This is a genomic window from Pseudomonas sp. GM49, assembly GCF_000282355.1.
GTDB lineage: Bacteria > Pseudomonadota > Gammaproteobacteria > Pseudomonadales > Pseudomonadaceae > Aquipseudomonas.
Window position 1 is genome coordinate 1 of record NZ_AKJL01000074.1, and the last position, 14,010, is coordinate 14,010.

Genomic DNA, 14,010 nt, shown 5'->3' on the forward strand with positions numbered 1-14,010 from the left:
CCGCCATAAAGCGACTGGCTGCGGCTGGCGGTGCGATTTGCATCACCGACGCAGCCAAGCATCTGCAAGTTCAACCGTCGAAGCTGTTCGCCTGGATGGAGCAGCACCGCTGGATCTTTCGGCGTCAGGGCTCAGGTCGCTGGACCGCCTACCAGCCTCGCATCACGTCCGGCTACATGATCCACAAAGTCACTTCCTTGAAGTCTGATCCGGAAACCGGCGCCGAGCGCGCGGCCTTCGATCCACTGGTTACCCCGAAAGGCCTTGCTCGTCTGGCCGAATTCAACATCGGAGCCTCGCTGTGAGCGTTCAAGCAATGTCCTGGGCGCTCTCTCTGCCCACCGAGTCCCTGAAAGACTCAAGCGCGCGTCATGTGTTGCTGTGCCTGGCCAACTACGCCGGATCTAACGGCGCTGGTGCATTCCCATCGGCTTCGACGCTGGCTCAAGACACCGGCCTGTCCGAACGCACCGTTCGCTACAAGCTGGATGATCTGGAGAAGTCCGGGCTCATCCAGAAGGGCAATCAAGCCATTGCCGCCGTGCACATTGAGCGTCATGACCGTCGCCCAGTCGTTTACGACCTTCAGCTATCGCGGGGTGCAAATCCTGCACCCCGCACAAAGCGGGGTGCAGATGACGCAACGGGGTGCAGCTCACAACAGAACGGGGTGCAGCCTACGACAGAACGGGGTGCAGCCACTGCACCCAATACATCAATTAACCATCAAGTAACCGAAGAGCAGCAGCAGCGCGAGATTTCCGAAGTCATCGCCGAGCAGGATCGTCAGGCCCTCGCCGCCGATGACCGCCAACGCTTCGCCATGTTCGTTGAGTGGGATCTGCCGGAGACCTGCATGGCTACCCAACTGAAAATCGCCGGCTTGCCTGCTGACTCGGTAACCGACGAGCTGATCTCAGGGTTCAAGGGTTTCTTTGTCGCCAAGCCATCGACTGTCGACAGCGCTGCTGGCTGGTGCTTCCGACTGGCCACCTGGGTCAAGCGTGAGCGAGTCAACGCTGCCAGAACTGCATCGTCCGTAGCTTCAGATGAGTTCGACGATGACAACACCGAATGGATGAGTGGGGGTTCGAAATGAGAGCGGTTTCTACGGTAGCGGCCCAGGCCATGACCAAGGTTCGCCACGGCGAATTCATCGAAGCAACGACTGAGGTTTCGGCACAGGCCCGGCAGGATCAGGCTCACGCAACCGGCAAAGTGATCAACCAGCTCTTCCGCCAGTTACGCTCGATCCGAACCGCGTGGCGTCAAGCATGGCCAGACAAGAAGTCCTACATGGAATCGAAAGCCACCTGGTTGCAAGCGTTCATCGAGAACGGTATTTGCACCCAGGAGCAAATCGATATCGGCCTGATCCGCTGCCGCGCCGAACCGTCCGATTTCATTCCGAGCGTGGGCAAATTCATTCAGGGGTGTGTGCCAGCGCCTGAGATGCTGAAGCCGCCTTTGCCGAGTGTCGAGACGGCCTACAACCAGGCGCTACGCAACTGCTACCCCGCCATGCGCGATGTTGCGAAGTGGTTTCACCCTGCCGTTTACCACGCCACCGCTGCGGCCGGCTTCAGCAGCCTGCCACTGCTCAGTCGTGAACTGGGTCTGATCAGTTTCGAAAAACGTTACCTGGAACAGGTCCGCAAGGTCTGGATGGGGCAGCAGCTGGCGCCTGTCCCGGTTGCAGAGCTCGCCGCGCCGTCAAAGCGCACGCCTGAAGTCGGAAATAAGGCCTTGGCAGAACTGCGCGCTCGCCGCGCCGGAGCATCCGTATGAGTGCGTTGAACACACAAGTTGCCGGTGGTCATTACAAATCACTGAAGATCCAGCCGATCGAATACATCCACGCGAACAGCATTCCGTTCGCCGAAGGCAGCGTCATCAAGTACGTGACTCGGTGGCGTGACAAGGGCGGCATCGCCGATTTGGAGAAGGCCAAGCACTTTCTCGAGTTGTTGATCGAGCTTGAGCGGGCGAGGGCGCCAGAATGAAGTCAGCCAGTCCCAAGCTGTTCAAACAGAAGGAAGTCCGTGCCAAGCCAATCGACCGGGAAGGTCAGGAACAGGCCGCATTGATGCGCGAGCTTGAGCTGCGCTACCCGGCAGTGTTTGAGTTGATCTATCACGTGCCCAACGGCGGGCACCGCGTGAAGGCGGTCGCCGGCAAGTTGAAAGCCCATGGCGTGAAGGCTGGCATTCCGGACCTGGTGCTGACCATGGCGCGCGGCGGGTTCTTTGGCTTGTACATCGAGTTCAAGGCCACACCGCCGAACGATGCCCCTATCTCATCCAGTCAGCATGCGCGCATTCGCAAGCTCAATGAGCAGGGGTATTTGGCGGTGGTGTGCCGTGGCCACTTCGACACCATCGAGCAGATTCGCGCTTACCTGCGGCTCGCTCCTACAGTGGTGGCCGCATGACAATGACCGTGGCCTTTTCTGATGCCGAGATTCGTCGGCGTGCCGATGATCCGGCTGCGGTACTGATGCGTGACCCGCGTCACCCGGGGCTGTACTTCCGGTTCACCGAGGCCCGTCCACGCGGGACCTGGAGCTTGGTAGTGCGCAAGAAATGGAACCGCATTGGCGCCTATCCGGACCTGTCGGCGAAAGCGGTGCTGGCGGCATTGCCGGACCTGCGCATGCGGCTGAGCACCGACCCGGAAGCGGGTGCCGCCGTATCGCCGTGGGCAACGCTGGGTGAGCTGCTGAACTGGTACGCCGACCGGATGAGCCGCGACCGCAACCTCTCCGACAAGCGCAAGGCCACGGGCAAGTCAGCCATCGCGTGCCACCTGATTCCGCGCGTGGGTGATTTGGCGTTGGCCGATGTCCGTCACGGCACCCTCGACACCCAACTGATGTGGCCGCTGCAGGAGACGCTGTCGCTGGAGTTCGTCCGGCTGATCTTCGGCCTGCTGGTGGTCGCCTGCCGCCAGGCGCACACACTGGGGCTGATCCCGTCCAACCCGATGGCAGGGATCAAGTTCAGCGACTTCTCCAAGACCAAGATCAAGGCCAAGCCGGCTCGCCTGCGCGGCGTGCAGATCGAGGGGCTGCTGGGCCAGCTGCATGAGCTGTTCGAGTTCGACCCGCAGCCGGCCATGCTCGCACTGATGATGCTGTGCCACGGCACCCGCATCGGCGAAACCCGCAAAGCGCAGTGGTCGCACATCAGTCTCGCCGAACGCACCTGGTACCTGCCGGTGGGCAATACCAAGACCCGCGTTGAGCACTCGCTCCCGCTGACGGAGCAGGTCTGCAACCTTCTAATCCGGTACCGCGCAGCGCAACAGGCGAGCCATTACGACGGCGACTGCCTGTTTCGCTCCCACAGTGGGAAGGGCATGAGCGAAGGGCAAGCCAGCGCCGTGTTCACCGGGCTGGGGAAGGGCGAGTGGAGCAGTCACGACTTGCGCAAGTTGGCCAGGACTGGGTGGGCAGACCTCGGGATCGACTTCCTGATTGGCGAGATGCTGATCAACCACGCCATGGGCCACAACGTGCAGGCCTACATCCACACCACCGTTGAAGAGCGCAAGCGCGCTGCCCTCGAACTGTGGCACGCCCATTTAGACCAGAAGGGTTTTGCCCTGATTCACGGGTTGAAGGGCGGTAGAAACGAAAATTCGGGTAATCCGCTGGAAGCCACGGAACACAAGGGCTGCAAGGCCATTCAAGAATCAACCATAGGCGAGGTTTAAAAATGGACAAAAGGACTCACGGACCCGCCCTTGTGCGCAGTTTGATACCGCTCACCGAGTGCCCGTCCTGTGCCGGGAAAGGGACCATCAAAGGGGTATTTCACGAACTCGACTGCATCGGTTGTCACTCTTCGGGCTTCGTTCATGCCCAGACCTTGGAGCCGCTGTTGATCGAAGATCTGGTGGTTCAGCTGGGCAGGATGGTCCGGCGGGAGCGCAGTCAGTTGGTCGGCAAGAATCCAACACGCTGCATCGTTGATGAATACCAGCAGAGCAACAGCCGCGGCGCCGGCCGTTCGACTTACAAGGGGGATTGAGTCATGGGCATCTATAAAGACGTGATGGGAACACTGGTGCGGGTACTGGCCGCCGACAACATCGACAACAGCACCAAGCAGAGCTGGCAGAAGTTGATCGATGCCGACCTTCGCCAAGGTGGCACCGGTAGCTCGCTCTCTGTACGCGACAAGTTCGACTATGACTGCTGCCTCTATGCGCTACTGCATCGTCAGCTTGAGCCTGCCCAGTGGGATGTTCTTGTTGCGAAATACTCCACGCACAAGGCCAACAAGGTTGCAGCCATCGGCCGTCTGGTGGCCCGTATGGTTTCCCCGGCACCGCAACTGTTCACATATAAGGCGCTCACTGCGTGGGCCATTCCCAAGCTGAAGGGTGTCCAGAACGGCAAGCGCTCCACCGACATGATCGTCCTGCCGGCCGAGTTCTACGACATGAACACCTGGGACATGGACGGGAAGCCAGAGTCGACACGCCGGCGCTGGAAGACCGGAATTTCCAAGCGCCTGGAGTCGTTGGAAGAGGCCGCAGTCATCCATGCAACTGAGATATTCGACCGGGAAGAAATTTTTATTGATGCTGCTTGACCTAGTGGCGGAATGATCGTAATTTAGCCACATCATGTCGATCTTGCGCGTTTATGAGAGGCGACACATCGAACCCGACCAAAGTGTCGGGTTTTTCATTGCTACAATGTGTGTATGGTTATCCCTGTGGTGCCATCGGCAGGGTATCGTTTAGCAAGGATGTTGATGAACAACAAAACCATTCGATGGATAACCAATCTACTGTTGTGTATTGGCACCGGATTTATGGTTACTGGTGCTGCCACGTTGGTAATTGGCGACGTAATTGACGCTGATACGGTTCGGACAGGTGCTACGATGTCCGCTATCAGCTTCTTCGTAATCGTTGCTTCCTATGTGGTAGCCATGCTTGAGGAGGATTCATGACCGTTCTGATCCTGTCCCTGTGGGCATTGGGAATTCTTTTGCTAATCGGTGTAGCGGTTTATCGTGGGAGGAACACTGCCCCCGCGTTATCGGCCAAGATTGGTGAGCCCGCTGTAGCTGCTAGTGCGCTGAAAGTACACGTGCAGAGCGCGGCGCGTGTCGTGCGAGATACCAAAGGTGGAAAGTGGAAAGTAATTCGCGACCGCTCACCTGAACGTGAACAGCACTATGGCGCGTTGGTTGCCAGCGCAGGAAAACCGCATAAGCCTGGATCGAAGACTGGTTTCGTGCGCTTTCGTAAGCCTGGCAAGTCACCCCATTAAATTTGACTGAAGAACAATTGAAGCCCCGCCAAGTGCGGGGCTTTTTCGTTTTCGGCTCCACCACACCCATCGCTCCGAGCTGGGAGTGCTGTTGGGGCCGGATCTATACCGCTCCCCGCGAGGGAGGAATCCGAGATGCCAAACATGCCTGACAAACCAGACACCTGGCTCATCGTCATGGCCTGGCTCAGCCAACATTCCCCAATGTTCTATGCCGCGACACTGTCGTGCTGGATCGCCTTCTTGCGGGTCATCTACGGGGGCGGCGGGCGGCGACAGGCCCTGCTCGAATCCTGCCTTTGTGGCGCGATCACGGCTGGGGCATTCCCGCTACTCGAATACTTCAACCTTCCATCGAGTCTGGCTGCCGCGCTGGGCGCCATCATCGGCACCCTTGGCGTGAAGAAGGTTGCCGCCTTGGCTGACCGATTCACCGACTTCAAATTGCCCAAGCGGCAGGAGTGACCCATGCAACTGATCGACAACTGGAAACAAGCGCTGAGCATGACCAGCGTTCAGGCGGGTGGTGCAATCGCCGCCCTTGGCGTGGCTGAGCAACTGATGCCATCGCTTCAGGCAGTGTTGCCACCAATTGCCTATGGCGTGCTGGGCCTACTGGTGATGATTGCCCGGGTCGTGCTGCAGCCGAAGCTGACCAAGTAGGTGACTGGTGATGGCGTGCACTGGATGCGCATCCCGGCGTGAATGGCTTAAGAAGTGGAGTGCAGTTGCGTATGAGCGGGCAAGCGATCTCCTATCTCGCCGAGATACTGAGCGAACAGAAGAAACAGACAGCGATCCTCGAACGGATGGCAGAGCAACAGAGCCTGCTGATCCAAGCGCTGGCCGAGGACGAGCCTGAATACTCTAATGCACAGCCCCTCACCTATATGGATGGCACGCCATGCCCTTGAGGCCGCAGCGCCCATGCCGGGCCCAGGGTTGCCGATCCCTGCACCGCAATTCCAACGGCTACTGCGATGGCCATGCCGAGGTGGCTGTCGAGCAGGCCAAGGCTTGGGCCACACGCAAGGGCTCAGGCCGTGGTGGTCGTCCGTGGCGCCGTTTGCGCGATCGGGTGATGAAGCGCGACCAGTACCTGTGCCGATGCGACGAGTGCATCAGGCTCGACAGGATCCGTGAAGCCCATGAGGTTGACCACATTGTGGCTCTGGCCCTCGGCGGCACAGACGAGCCGGCCAACCTCCGGGCGATCAACCGCGACTGCCACAAAGAGAAGACGCAGCGCGAGTCGAAATCGATCAAAAAATGATCGAAAATGGCCGGAATGATAAGGGATCTCGTTCAGGGGAGGGGGAGGGGCAAAAGTTCATGCCTTTTTACTCGGACACCGCGCCCTCAATCGTTTTCTTACGCCCGCGAAATTAAAAAATCAGGAGTTGCGCGATGGGAGGCACCGCCACGGTCGCCGGCCGTGGTCGCAAACCCAAGCCGACGGCCCAGAAGAAACTTGCTGGGAACCCCGGAAAGCGGGCGCTGAACAACAATGAGCCTCAGTTCACCACCGTCACAAATATTGATCCGCCGGAGTGGTTGAGCGAGCGGGCAGCCACCATGTGGAAGATGCTTATCCCTGAATTACTCCGGGAAAAAGTTGTTGCGCTGACTGATCTGCACAACGTCGAAGCGTTCTGCACCGCCTATGACAAGTGGCGGATGTCCGAAGAAGCGGTCCAGAAGTTCGGCATCGTTGTCGAATCGTCCCAGGGCAGCCCGATGAAGAACCCCGCACTCACCGCGGCGAATGAGTCCATGCGCCAGTTGGTCACCTTCGGCTCACTGCTGGGTCTCGATCCGGCCAGCCGGACGCGAATCATCGGCGGCAACAAGCAATCGTCCACTAACGAATTTGCCAAACTACTGAGTTCCTGATGACCAAAGCCCTGCATGCCAATGTCGATAAGGCGATGGCGTGGGGCCGTTCCGTGTTGCGCGGGAAGGTGCCCGCGTGTCGCTACATCCACCAGGCAGTGCAGCGTCACTTCGACGACCTGGCCGCAAGTCGCAAGCGCGGCTTTCGTTTCAAGTTCGACCCGGTCAAAGCAGAGAAAAAGTTAAAGCTGATCCAGTTGCTGCCACACACAAAAGGTGAGTGGGCCTTTAAACGTCAGCTCATCACCTTGGAGCCGTGGCAGTTGTTCGGCCTCGCCGTCACCTTTGGTTGGGTCAAGAAGAAGGGCGGGCACCGCCGGTTCCGCGAAAGCTACTGGGAAGTGCCGCGCAAGAACGGTAAGTCCGTGGTCGCGGGCGGTGTGGGCATCAGCATGTTCGTTGCCGACGGTGAGTTCGGCGCCGAGGTCTATTCCGGCGCGACCACCGAGAAACAGGCGTGGGAGGTTTTCCGCCCGGCGAAGCTGATGGTCAGCAAGTCGCCTCACCTCATTGAAGCGGCTGGCATCGAGGTCAACGCCTCGAACATGAACATCCCGTCCGACTTCAGCCGCTTCGAGCCGCTGATCGGCAATCCTGGCGACGGCGCGTCACCTAGCTGCGCCATAGTCGACGAATACCACGAGCACCCAACGTCAGCTCAGTACGACACCATGCTCACCGGCATGGGCGCCCGGCGACAGCCTCTGATGTTCATTATCACCACTGCCGGTGCCGACATCGAGGGGCCGTGCTATGACAAGCGCCGCCAGGTCATCGAGATGCTCGAGGGCACGGTTCCCGACGAGGAACTGTTCGGCTGGATCTGGACGTTGGACGAGGGTGACGACTGGACTGATCCGAAGATGTTGGTCAAGGCCAACCCGAACCATGGTGTATCGGTATTCCAGGAGTACCTGGAAAGCCAGCAAGCTCGCGCTATTCGTTCGGCACGTTTCACCAATACCTTCAAAACGAAGCACCTGAACCTCTGGGTGAGTGCCAAATCCGGCTATTTCAACATGGAGGATTGGAAATCCTGTGAGGACACCACGCTTACCCTAGAGCAGTTCGAGGGGCAGGAGTGGAATGCAGGCTTCGACTTGGCGCGCAAGCTGGACATGAACTCCAGAGCTCGGCTGTTCTGGCGGGTGATCGACGGGAAGATCCACTACTACAGCATTGCGCCGAAGTTCTGGGTTCCCTATGACACCGCTTTCAATAGCGACAACAAGCGGATGTCTGAACGGTTCCAGGCTTGGGTCAACTCCAAGCATCTGGATGTGACCGACGGCGCAGAAGTCGATTATCGCGAGATCCTCGAGGACACCAAAGAGGCAAATCGCCACGCGCCGCTGCGGGAGTCTCCTATTGACCCGCATGGCGCCACTGGCTTGAGTCACGACCTTGATGACGAAGGTCTCAATCCGATCACGATCACGCAGAACTACACCAACATGTCGGATCCGATGAAGGAACTCGAGGCAGCCATCACTGCTGGCCGGTTCCATCACGACGGAAACCCGATCATGACCTGGTGTATCGGCAACGTGATCGGCAAGTTCCTGCCGGGCAACGACGACGTGGTCAGGCCAATCAAGCAGGGCGATGACAACAAGATCGACGGCGCTGTTGCACTGATCATGGCGATCGGGCGTGTTCTGGCAAACCTACATCCCGACGACACCCTTTCGGACCACATTTCCAAACACGGAATTCGAACCCTATGACCGATGAATCCAAGCCACCGAAACTGGAGGCGCTGAAGGAGGCTTTGCCCGATCTCGTCGGTGTGCTTGGGCTTGGGTTACTGACTCGCGGGCTCTGGGCCTGGATGGGTGAGCCACTGGCATTGACCGTCTGTGGATCGTTGCTGATTGTCCTGTCGGTTGTCTCGATAGTGCGGGGTGGTCGCTGATGCTCCGTGCACTCCTAGGAAGAAAATCAGGCGTTCAGGTCATCGATACGCCAGAGAAGCTCGCTCAGGCGCTGGGTACTGGGTATGAAACTAATGCCGGTCAGCGCGTGACCACCACCAGCGCCATGCAGCAGTTGGTTGTATTCAACTGCGTGCGAGTACTGGCCGAGTCGATGGGAATGCTTCCCTGCCGGCTATTGAAGCAGACAGGCAGGGTTCGATTGCCTGCTACGGCTCACCGGCTGTATCCGCTGATTACCATGGCCCCAAACAGCTACATGACTGCCCAAGAGTTCTGGGAAATGCTGGTCGCGTGCCTGTGTCTGCGTGGCAACTTCTACGCATACAAGGTGATGGCGTTGGGAAACGTGGTCGAGCTTCTTCCGCTCAGCCCGGACATTGTCACGCCAAAACTCAAGGATGACTGGTCGGTTGAGTACAAGGTCAATTTCAAATCCGGCGAGCAGACGCTGACACAAGATGAGATCTGGCATGTCCGGCTGTTCACCCTGGACGGGCTCAACGGGCTGAATCCGATTGCTTATGCCCGTCAGGCACTTGGCCTTGGCCAGGCGATGGATGCGCATGCCGCGAAGCTATTCACCAACGGCGCCGTAACCAGTGGTGTTTTGCGAACCGAGCAACAGCTCACCGACGAAGCATTCGGTCGGCTTAAGACGGAGTTCCAAGGCGAGCACATGGGGGTGGCCAACGCCTATAAACCCATGATTCTGGAGATGGGACTCGACTGGAAGCCCATCAGCCTCAACGCCCAAGACACTCAGTTCATCGAATCGAAAAAGCTGACCGAGGCTCAGATCTGCGGTTTGTTCCGTGTGCCGCCGCACCTGGTGGCCAGCATGGAAAAGATGACGCTCAACAACATCGAGCACATGGGCATGAGCTTCGTGAACTATTCGCTGGTTCCGATCATGACCCGCATCGAGCACCGCATTCAGGTCGGCCTACTCAGCGAGAAAGATCGCCTGACCCACTACGCCAAGTTCAACGCAGGCGCCTTGATGCGTGGCGATCTGAAAGGGCGGTATGAGTCCTACGGCAAGGGCATTCAGTGGGGGATCTTGAGCCCCAACGACTGCCGTGAACTCGAGGATGAAAACCCCCGTGACGGTGGCGATATCTACCTCACCCCTATGAACATGACCACCAACCCAGAGGCTGCCGGCGATGCAGACAAAACAGCGTCTTGACCTGCCGCTGACCATTAAATCGGTCAGCGACAGCGGCGAGTTCGAAGGCTATGGCTCCGTGTTCGGCGTCGAAGACAGCTACGGCGATGTGGTCATCCGCGGTGCATTCGCAGCCAGCCTGGCCAAGTGGAAAGAGAAGGGGCGCCTTCCGGCGATGTTGTGGCAACACAACATGAACGAGCCGATCGGCATCTACACCGAGATGCGCGAGGACGACGTCGGTTTGTACGTCAAAGGCCAACTGCTGATCGACGCAGATCCACTGGCCAAGCGTGCCCACGGACACATGAAGGCCGGCAGCCTGACCGGCATGTCCATCGGCTACATGCTCGACGATTACGAATACGACAAGGAAAAGGGCATCTGGCTGCTGAAGGCAATCGACCTGTGGGAAGTCTCCCTGGTCACCTTCCCGGCAAACGATGAGGCCCGGATCACTGATGTGAAATCTCTGCTGGCCCGTGGCGAAACACCGCCGCCCAGCAAAGTGGAGCGAGCCCTTCGAGAGGTTGGGTTTTCTGGCTCCCAGGCCAAGGCCTTCATGGCTAAAGGCTACGGCGCAGTATCACCGCGAGAGGCGGATGCCGACGACGCACTGCAATCCCTCAAATCCCTGATTGACCGAATGTAAGGAGCCTCTCATGGCTGTTGAAAAGAAAGATATCGAAGACGTCGCCGAAGCCTTGGGTAAGAAGTTCGACGAATTCAAAAAGACCAACGACAAGCGTATTGACGGCTTGGAAGAAGAAAAGGGCAAGCTGTCCGGCCAGGTCGATACGCTCAACGAAAAGCTGAGCGAACTGGACGAGCTGAAAAGCAACCTGGAAAAAGAGCTGCTGGCGCTCAAGCGCCCAGACGGTACCGGTACCAAGGAAGCCAGCGAGCACAAGACCGCGTTCATGCAGTTTGTGCGTAAGGGTATCGACGCAGGGCTGGGCGAGCTGCAAGCCAAGGCGCTGCAGATTGGCGTTGAGGCCGATGGCGGTTATGCGGTTCCGGAAGAGCTCGACCGTACAATCATCGAGCTGTTGCGAGATGCATCGCCGATGCGTCAGGTGTGCGGGCAGATCACTGTTGGTACCGAGGACTACAAAAAGCTGGTGAGCCTGGGTGGCGCCGGTTCGGGGTGGGTCGGTGAAACCGATGCGCGCCCGGCAACTGGCACCCCGACCTTGGCGCCACTGTCGGCGTACATGGGCGAGATTTATGCCAACCCGCAAGCCACGCAAAAAAGCTTGGACGACATGTTCTTCGATCCGGAAAAGTGGTTGAACGACGAAGTGTCGCGCGAGTTCTCGGAGAAGGAAGCCAGCGCGTTCCTGCTGGGTAACGGTGTCAACAAACCCAAGGGGCTGTTGGCTTATGAAATGACACTGGAAGTCGATAAAGTTCGCGCTTTCGGCAAGCTGCAAAAGCTGATTTCTGGCGTTGCTGGCGGCATCACTGGTGACAAGTTGATCGATCTCGTGCAGTCGCTCAAGGCCGGCTACCGCCAGAACGCCACGTTCATGATGAACAACCTCACCGTTGGCATGGTGCGAAAGCTCAAGGATGCGGAGGGCAACTACCTGTGGCGTCCTGGCCTGGAATTGGGTCAGCCGTCCAGCCTATTGAGCTATGGCATCACTGAAAACGAAGACATGCCCGATGCGGCGGCAGATGCCAATGCGGTCACGTTCGGTGACTACAAGCGCGGTTACCTGGTCGTGGACCGCATCGGTACCCGCGTGCTGCGCGACCCCTACACCAACAAGCCCTACGTTGGTTTCTACACCACCAAGCGCGTCGGCGGCATGCTGGTCGACTCCCAGGCCGTGAAGGTTCTGACTCTCAGCGCTGCGTAATTGTGGCGGGCGTCTTCGGGCGCCCGGCCCGCAGGAGAGCAACATGCCAACAATCAATGTGACCAAGCCGTTCCCATTTGCAGTTGACGGCAACGAAGTCATTCAAATCGAAGTCGGCGAGCAGGAGGTTTCAGATCGCTGCGCGCTGGTCGCCGTTGAGCACTTGGGGTACGCCACTTTGCTCGATGACGAAGGCGGTACCGAAACTGATCCGCTCAAAATGACGGCGCCCAAGCTGAAGGAATGGCTTGCCGCCAAGGGCATCGATTTCGATCCAGCAGCGAAGAAGCCAGAACTGCAAGCCCTGGTGCCGAGCAATGATTGATCTGGCCACGGTCAAGGTGCATTTGCGCGTTGATCACGATGGCGAAGACGAGTTGATCCAAGGCTACACCGATGCAGCCTTCAGCACGTTTGAGCTGTGGACCAATCGAAAGCTGGTCGAGGAAGGGCAGCCTCTACCGGATCCCGTGGGTAATGCATTGCTACTCAGCAAAGCGATACGGCAAGGTGCCTTGCTGTTGATTGGGCATTGGTACGCCAGTCGCGAGTCGGTTGTTATCGGGACGATCACAGCTGAACTGCCCATGGCCACTAACGCGCTTTGGAAGCCGCATCGCTGGGTGAACGTATGAGAGCAGGTTCCTTGCGTCACCGAATCACGTTCCAGGCCCCGGGCCTGAATCAAGATCCAGAAACGGGCGAGATGTTGCCGGGTTGGGAAACTGTCTGGGAGAAGGTGCCGGCATCGGTTGAGCCGCTCAGCGCTCGCGATTTGATCGCGGCGCAGGCTGGCCAGTCCGAAGCATCCGGCCGCATGGTGATCCGCTACCGCGCCGGCGTGCTGCCCACGATGCGCATTCTTCACCGTGGCGACATCTACAGCATTCAGGGGCAACCGATGCCGGACCCCGTGTCGGGCCTTGAGTACCTCACCATTCTGGTGGCGAAGGGGGTGAATGATGGCTGAGACAGTGGAATTCAGCATCCTTGGCCTTGACTCGCTGACGGCAAAGCTTGAGTCAGTCACCTATGACATGAAGCGAAAAAGTGGCCGCTCGGCGTTGCGTCGTGCTGCTGCCGTAATAGCGGAGAATGCAAAGGCTCGCGCCATGCTCCTGGATGACGCTGAGACGGGGCGCTCGATCGCGGACAACATTGTGTTGCGATGGAATGGTCGGCTGTTCAAACGAACGGGTGACCTAGGATTTCGAATTGGTGTTAAACACGGCGCGGTCCTCAAGGATGGCGGTGAGCTATCGGCCAACTCCCCAACACCTCACTGGCGCCTGCTGGAATTCGGCACCCAGTACATGCGCGCTGATCCGTTCATGCGTCCAGCGTTGGAAGAAAGCATCAGCGACGCGACCAACGTTTTCGTGAGTGAGTACGAAAAGACTATTGATCGTGCGATCAAGCGTGCAGCCCGCGCCTCCGGAGGTGGTTGATGTTTGCACCCATTTTCGCGGTATGTGCTGCTGACGCGGGAGTCGTCGCGCTGCTCGGCACGAACCCGACCAGGCTCTATCCGTTTGGCGAAGCCCCGCAGGACACGGTCAAGCCATACGCGGTTTGGCAGATGATCACCGGCAGCCCTGAGAACTACTTGGCTGGGCGCCCAGATGTGGATGGATTCACGCTGCAGGTCGATGTTTACGCGTCAACGGGTACAGCCGTTCGGGAAATCGCCAAGGCTCTGCGTAACGCGATAGAGCTCAAGGCCAACATCGTACGGTGGGGCGGCGAATCGAAAGACCCAACCACCAAGATCTATCGCTACAGCTTCGACGTTGACTGGATCGTCCAACGCTGATTCACCCCAGCCCGCCTTGTGCGGGCTTTCTTTTTCCCGAAACTTGG

The 14,010-nt window shown here is 58.6% G+C and carries 25 protein-coding genes; all 25 read left to right on the top strand.

Annotated features, from left to right (window positions below; genetic code table 11):
• A partial coding sequence (locus PMI29_RS22290; RefSeq protein ID WP_007995545.1) for a phage antirepressor KilAC domain-containing protein occupies nt 1-305 on the top strand: 305 nt, incomplete at its 5' end.
• A gap of 11 nt (nt 306-316) precedes the next feature.
• On the top strand, nt 317-1,099 hold the full coding sequence (locus PMI29_RS22285) for a helix-turn-helix domain-containing protein (RefSeq protein ID WP_007995547.1): 783 nt from the start codon (nt 317-319) through the stop codon (nt 1,097-1,099).
• On the top strand, nt 1,096-1,788 hold the full coding sequence (locus tag PMI29_RS22280) for a replication protein P (protein WP_007995549.1): 693 nt from the start codon (nt 1,096-1,098) through the stop codon (nt 1,786-1,788). Before PMI29_RS22285 ends, PMI29_RS22280 begins: the two co-directional genes overlap by 4 nt.
• Nucleotides 1,785-2,003 carry a DUF3310 domain-containing protein gene (locus PMI29_RS22275; RefSeq protein ID WP_007995550.1) on the top strand — a complete coding sequence of 73 codons (219 nt, stop codon included), beginning with the start codon at nt 1,785-1,787 and terminating at the stop codon, nt 2,001-2,003. The genes PMI29_RS22280 and PMI29_RS22275 overlap by 4 nt, the downstream gene beginning before the upstream one ends.
• Nucleotides 2,000-2,431 (top strand): VRR-NUC domain-containing protein, encoded by a 432-nt coding sequence (locus tag PMI29_RS22270; RefSeq protein WP_007995552.1) that lies wholly within the window; start codon nt 2,000-2,002, stop codon nt 2,429-2,431. The genes PMI29_RS22275 and PMI29_RS22270 overlap by 4 nt, the downstream gene beginning before the upstream one ends.
• The gene (locus PMI29_RS22265; protein ID WP_007995553.1) at nt 2,428-3,714 is read left to right on the top strand and encodes a tyrosine-type recombinase/integrase; all 1,287 of its coding nucleotides are present in this window, start codon (nt 2,428-2,430) and stop codon (nt 3,712-3,714) included. Before PMI29_RS22270 ends, PMI29_RS22265 begins: the two co-directional genes overlap by 4 nt.
• Nucleotides 3,715-3,746: 32 nt before the next feature.
• Nucleotides 3,747-4,031, top strand: coding sequence for a hypothetical protein (locus PMI29_RS22260; protein ID WP_050548064.1), 285 nt, complete (start codon nt 3,747-3,749; stop codon nt 4,029-4,031).
• A 3-nt stretch (nt 4,032-4,034) separates the two neighbouring features.
• A complete protein-coding gene (locus tag PMI29_RS22255) occupies nt 4,035-4,598 on the top strand; it encodes a hypothetical protein (protein ID WP_007995556.1) in 564 nt (187 codons plus the stop codon).
• 165 nt (nt 4,599-4,763) lie between these two features.
• Nucleotides 4,764-4,964 carry a hypothetical protein gene (locus PMI29_RS22250; RefSeq protein WP_007995558.1) on the top strand — a complete coding sequence of 67 codons (201 nt, stop codon included), beginning with the start codon at nt 4,764-4,766 and terminating at the stop codon, nt 4,962-4,964.
• Nucleotides 4,961-5,287 (top strand): hypothetical protein, encoded by a 327-nt coding sequence (locus PMI29_RS31925; RefSeq protein WP_007995560.1) that lies wholly within the window; start codon nt 4,961-4,963, stop codon nt 5,285-5,287. The genes PMI29_RS22250 and PMI29_RS31925 overlap by 4 nt, the downstream gene beginning before the upstream one ends.
• Before the next feature lie 135 nt (nt 5,288-5,422).
• Nucleotides 5,423-5,752: a phage holin, lambda family gene (locus PMI29_RS22245; protein WP_007995562.1), complete on the top strand. Its 330-nt coding sequence runs from the start codon at nt 5,423-5,425 to the stop codon at nt 5,750-5,752.
• A 3-nt stretch (nt 5,753-5,755) separates the two neighbouring features.
• A complete protein-coding gene (locus PMI29_RS22240) occupies nt 5,756-5,950 on the top strand; it encodes a DUF7940 domain-containing protein (protein ID WP_007995563.1) in 195 nt (64 codons plus the stop codon).
• Between the two features lie 71 nt (nt 5,951-6,021).
• Nucleotides 6,022-6,201 carry a hypothetical protein gene (locus tag PMI29_RS22235; RefSeq protein WP_007995565.1) on the top strand — a complete coding sequence of 60 codons (180 nt, stop codon included), beginning with the start codon at nt 6,022-6,024 and terminating at the stop codon, nt 6,199-6,201.
• On the top strand, nt 6,192-6,560 hold the full coding sequence (locus PMI29_RS22230) for an HNH endonuclease (protein WP_007995566.1): 369 nt from the start codon (nt 6,192-6,194) through the stop codon (nt 6,558-6,560). Before PMI29_RS22235 ends, PMI29_RS22230 begins: the two co-directional genes overlap by 10 nt.
• A gap of 134 nt (nt 6,561-6,694) precedes the next feature.
• Entirely contained in the window at nt 6,695-7,180 is a 486-nt protein-coding gene (locus PMI29_RS22225) for a phage terminase small subunit P27 family (protein ID WP_007995568.1), read from the top strand.
• Nucleotides 7,180-8,907, top strand: coding sequence for a terminase large subunit (locus PMI29_RS22220; protein WP_007995570.1), 1,728 nt, complete (start codon nt 7,180-7,182; stop codon nt 8,905-8,907). Before PMI29_RS22225 ends, PMI29_RS22220 begins: the two co-directional genes overlap by 1 nt.
• The gene (locus tag PMI29_RS22215; RefSeq protein ID WP_007995571.1) at nt 8,904-9,095 is read left to right on the top strand and encodes a hypothetical protein; all 192 of its coding nucleotides are present in this window, start codon (nt 8,904-8,906) and stop codon (nt 9,093-9,095) included. The genes PMI29_RS22220 and PMI29_RS22215 overlap by 4 nt, the downstream gene beginning before the upstream one ends.
• Nucleotides 9,095-10,306, top strand: coding sequence for a phage portal protein (locus tag PMI29_RS22210; RefSeq protein ID WP_007995573.1), 1,212 nt, complete (start codon nt 9,095-9,097; stop codon nt 10,304-10,306). The genes PMI29_RS22215 and PMI29_RS22210 overlap by 1 nt, the downstream gene beginning before the upstream one ends.
• Nucleotides 10,284-10,937, top strand: coding sequence for an HK97 family phage prohead protease (locus PMI29_RS22205; RefSeq protein ID WP_007995574.1), 654 nt, complete (start codon nt 10,284-10,286; stop codon nt 10,935-10,937). The genes PMI29_RS22210 and PMI29_RS22205 overlap by 23 nt, the downstream gene beginning before the upstream one ends.
• A gap of 10 nt (nt 10,938-10,947) precedes the next feature.
• On the top strand, nt 10,948-12,150 hold the full coding sequence (locus PMI29_RS22200; RefSeq protein WP_007995575.1) for a phage major capsid protein: 1,203 nt from the start codon (nt 10,948-10,950) through the stop codon (nt 12,148-12,150).
• 43 nt (nt 12,151-12,193) lie between these two features.
• The gene (locus PMI29_RS22195; RefSeq protein ID WP_007995577.1) at nt 12,194-12,475 is read left to right on the top strand and encodes a HeH/LEM domain-containing protein; all 282 of its coding nucleotides are present in this window, start codon (nt 12,194-12,196) and stop codon (nt 12,473-12,475) included.
• Nucleotides 12,468-12,785, top strand: a complete 318-nt coding sequence (locus tag PMI29_RS22190) for a head-tail connector protein (protein ID WP_007995578.1) — start codon at nt 12,468-12,470, stop codon at nt 12,783-12,785. The genes PMI29_RS22195 and PMI29_RS22190 overlap by 8 nt, the downstream gene beginning before the upstream one ends.
• On the top strand, nt 12,782-13,120 hold the full coding sequence (locus PMI29_RS22185; protein WP_007995581.1) for a phage head closure protein: 339 nt from the start codon (nt 12,782-12,784) through the stop codon (nt 13,118-13,120). Before PMI29_RS22190 ends, PMI29_RS22185 begins: the two co-directional genes overlap by 4 nt.
• The gene (locus PMI29_RS22180) at nt 13,113-13,598 is read left to right on the top strand and encodes an HK97-gp10 family putative phage morphogenesis protein (protein WP_033052139.1); all 486 of its coding nucleotides are present in this window, start codon (nt 13,113-13,115) and stop codon (nt 13,596-13,598) included. The genes PMI29_RS22185 and PMI29_RS22180 overlap by 8 nt, the downstream gene beginning before the upstream one ends.
• Nucleotides 13,598-13,963 (top strand): DUF3168 domain-containing protein, encoded by a 366-nt coding sequence (locus PMI29_RS22175; RefSeq protein WP_007995585.1) that lies wholly within the window; start codon nt 13,598-13,600, stop codon nt 13,961-13,963. Before PMI29_RS22180 ends, PMI29_RS22175 begins: the two co-directional genes overlap by 1 nt.
• Nucleotides 13,964-14,010: the final 47 nt, after the last annotated feature.

Bases quoted from the DNA above. Each gene is read 5' to 3' on its own strand.
- PMI29_RS22285 (WP_007995547.1), top strand. From the start codon at position 317: ATGTCCTGGGCGCTCTCTCTGCCCACCGAGTCCCTGAAAGACTCAAGC.
- PMI29_RS22280 (WP_007995549.1), top strand. From the start codon at position 1,096: ATGAGAGCGGTTTCTACGGTAGCGGCCCAGGCCATGACCAAGGTTCGC.
- PMI29_RS22275 (WP_007995550.1), top strand. From the start codon at position 1,785: ATGAGTGCGTTGAACACACAAGTTGCCGGTGGTCATTACAAATCACTG.
- PMI29_RS22270 (WP_007995552.1), top strand. From the start codon at position 2,000: ATGAAGTCAGCCAGTCCCAAGCTGTTCAAACAGAAGGAAGTCCGTGCC.
- PMI29_RS22265 (WP_007995553.1), top strand. From the start codon at position 2,428: ATGACAATGACCGTGGCCTTTTCTGATGCCGAGATTCGTCGGCGTGCC.
- PMI29_RS22255 (WP_007995556.1), top strand. From the start codon at position 4,035: ATGGGCATCTATAAAGACGTGATGGGAACACTGGTGCGGGTACTGGCC.
- PMI29_RS22250 (WP_007995558.1), top strand. From the start codon at position 4,764: ATGAACAACAAAACCATTCGATGGATAACCAATCTACTGTTGTGTATT.
- PMI29_RS31925 (WP_007995560.1), top strand. From the start codon at position 4,961: ATGACCGTTCTGATCCTGTCCCTGTGGGCATTGGGAATTCTTTTGCTA.
- PMI29_RS22245 (WP_007995562.1), top strand. From the start codon at position 5,423: ATGCCAAACATGCCTGACAAACCAGACACCTGGCTCATCGTCATGGCC.
- PMI29_RS22240 (WP_007995563.1), top strand. From the start codon at position 5,756: ATGCAACTGATCGACAACTGGAAACAAGCGCTGAGCATGACCAGCGTT.
- PMI29_RS22235 (WP_007995565.1), top strand. From the start codon at position 6,022: ATGAGCGGGCAAGCGATCTCCTATCTCGCCGAGATACTGAGCGAACAG.
- PMI29_RS22230 (WP_007995566.1), top strand. From the start codon at position 6,192: ATGCCCTTGAGGCCGCAGCGCCCATGCCGGGCCCAGGGTTGCCGATCC.
- PMI29_RS22225 (WP_007995568.1), top strand. From the start codon at position 6,695: ATGGGAGGCACCGCCACGGTCGCCGGCCGTGGTCGCAAACCCAAGCCG.
- PMI29_RS22220 (WP_007995570.1), top strand. From the start codon at position 7,180: ATGACCAAAGCCCTGCATGCCAATGTCGATAAGGCGATGGCGTGGGGC.
- PMI29_RS22215 (WP_007995571.1), top strand. From the start codon at position 8,904: ATGACCGATGAATCCAAGCCACCGAAACTGGAGGCGCTGAAGGAGGCT.
- PMI29_RS22210 (WP_007995573.1), top strand. From the start codon at position 9,095: ATGCTCCGTGCACTCCTAGGAAGAAAATCAGGCGTTCAGGTCATCGAT.
- PMI29_RS22205 (WP_007995574.1), top strand. From the start codon at position 10,284: ATGCAGACAAAACAGCGTCTTGACCTGCCGCTGACCATTAAATCGGTC.
- PMI29_RS22200 (WP_007995575.1), top strand. From the start codon at position 10,948: ATGGCTGTTGAAAAGAAAGATATCGAAGACGTCGCCGAAGCCTTGGGT.
- PMI29_RS22195 (WP_007995577.1), top strand. From the start codon at position 12,194: ATGCCAACAATCAATGTGACCAAGCCGTTCCCATTTGCAGTTGACGGC.
- PMI29_RS22190 (WP_007995578.1), top strand. From the start codon at position 12,468: ATGATTGATCTGGCCACGGTCAAGGTGCATTTGCGCGTTGATCACGAT.
- PMI29_RS22185 (WP_007995581.1), top strand. From the start codon at position 12,782: ATGAGAGCAGGTTCCTTGCGTCACCGAATCACGTTCCAGGCCCCGGGC.
- PMI29_RS22180 (WP_033052139.1), top strand. From the start codon at position 13,113: ATGGCTGAGACAGTGGAATTCAGCATCCTTGGCCTTGACTCGCTGACG.
- PMI29_RS22175 (WP_007995585.1), top strand. From the start codon at position 13,598: ATGTTTGCACCCATTTTCGCGGTATGTGCTGCTGACGCGGGAGTCGTC.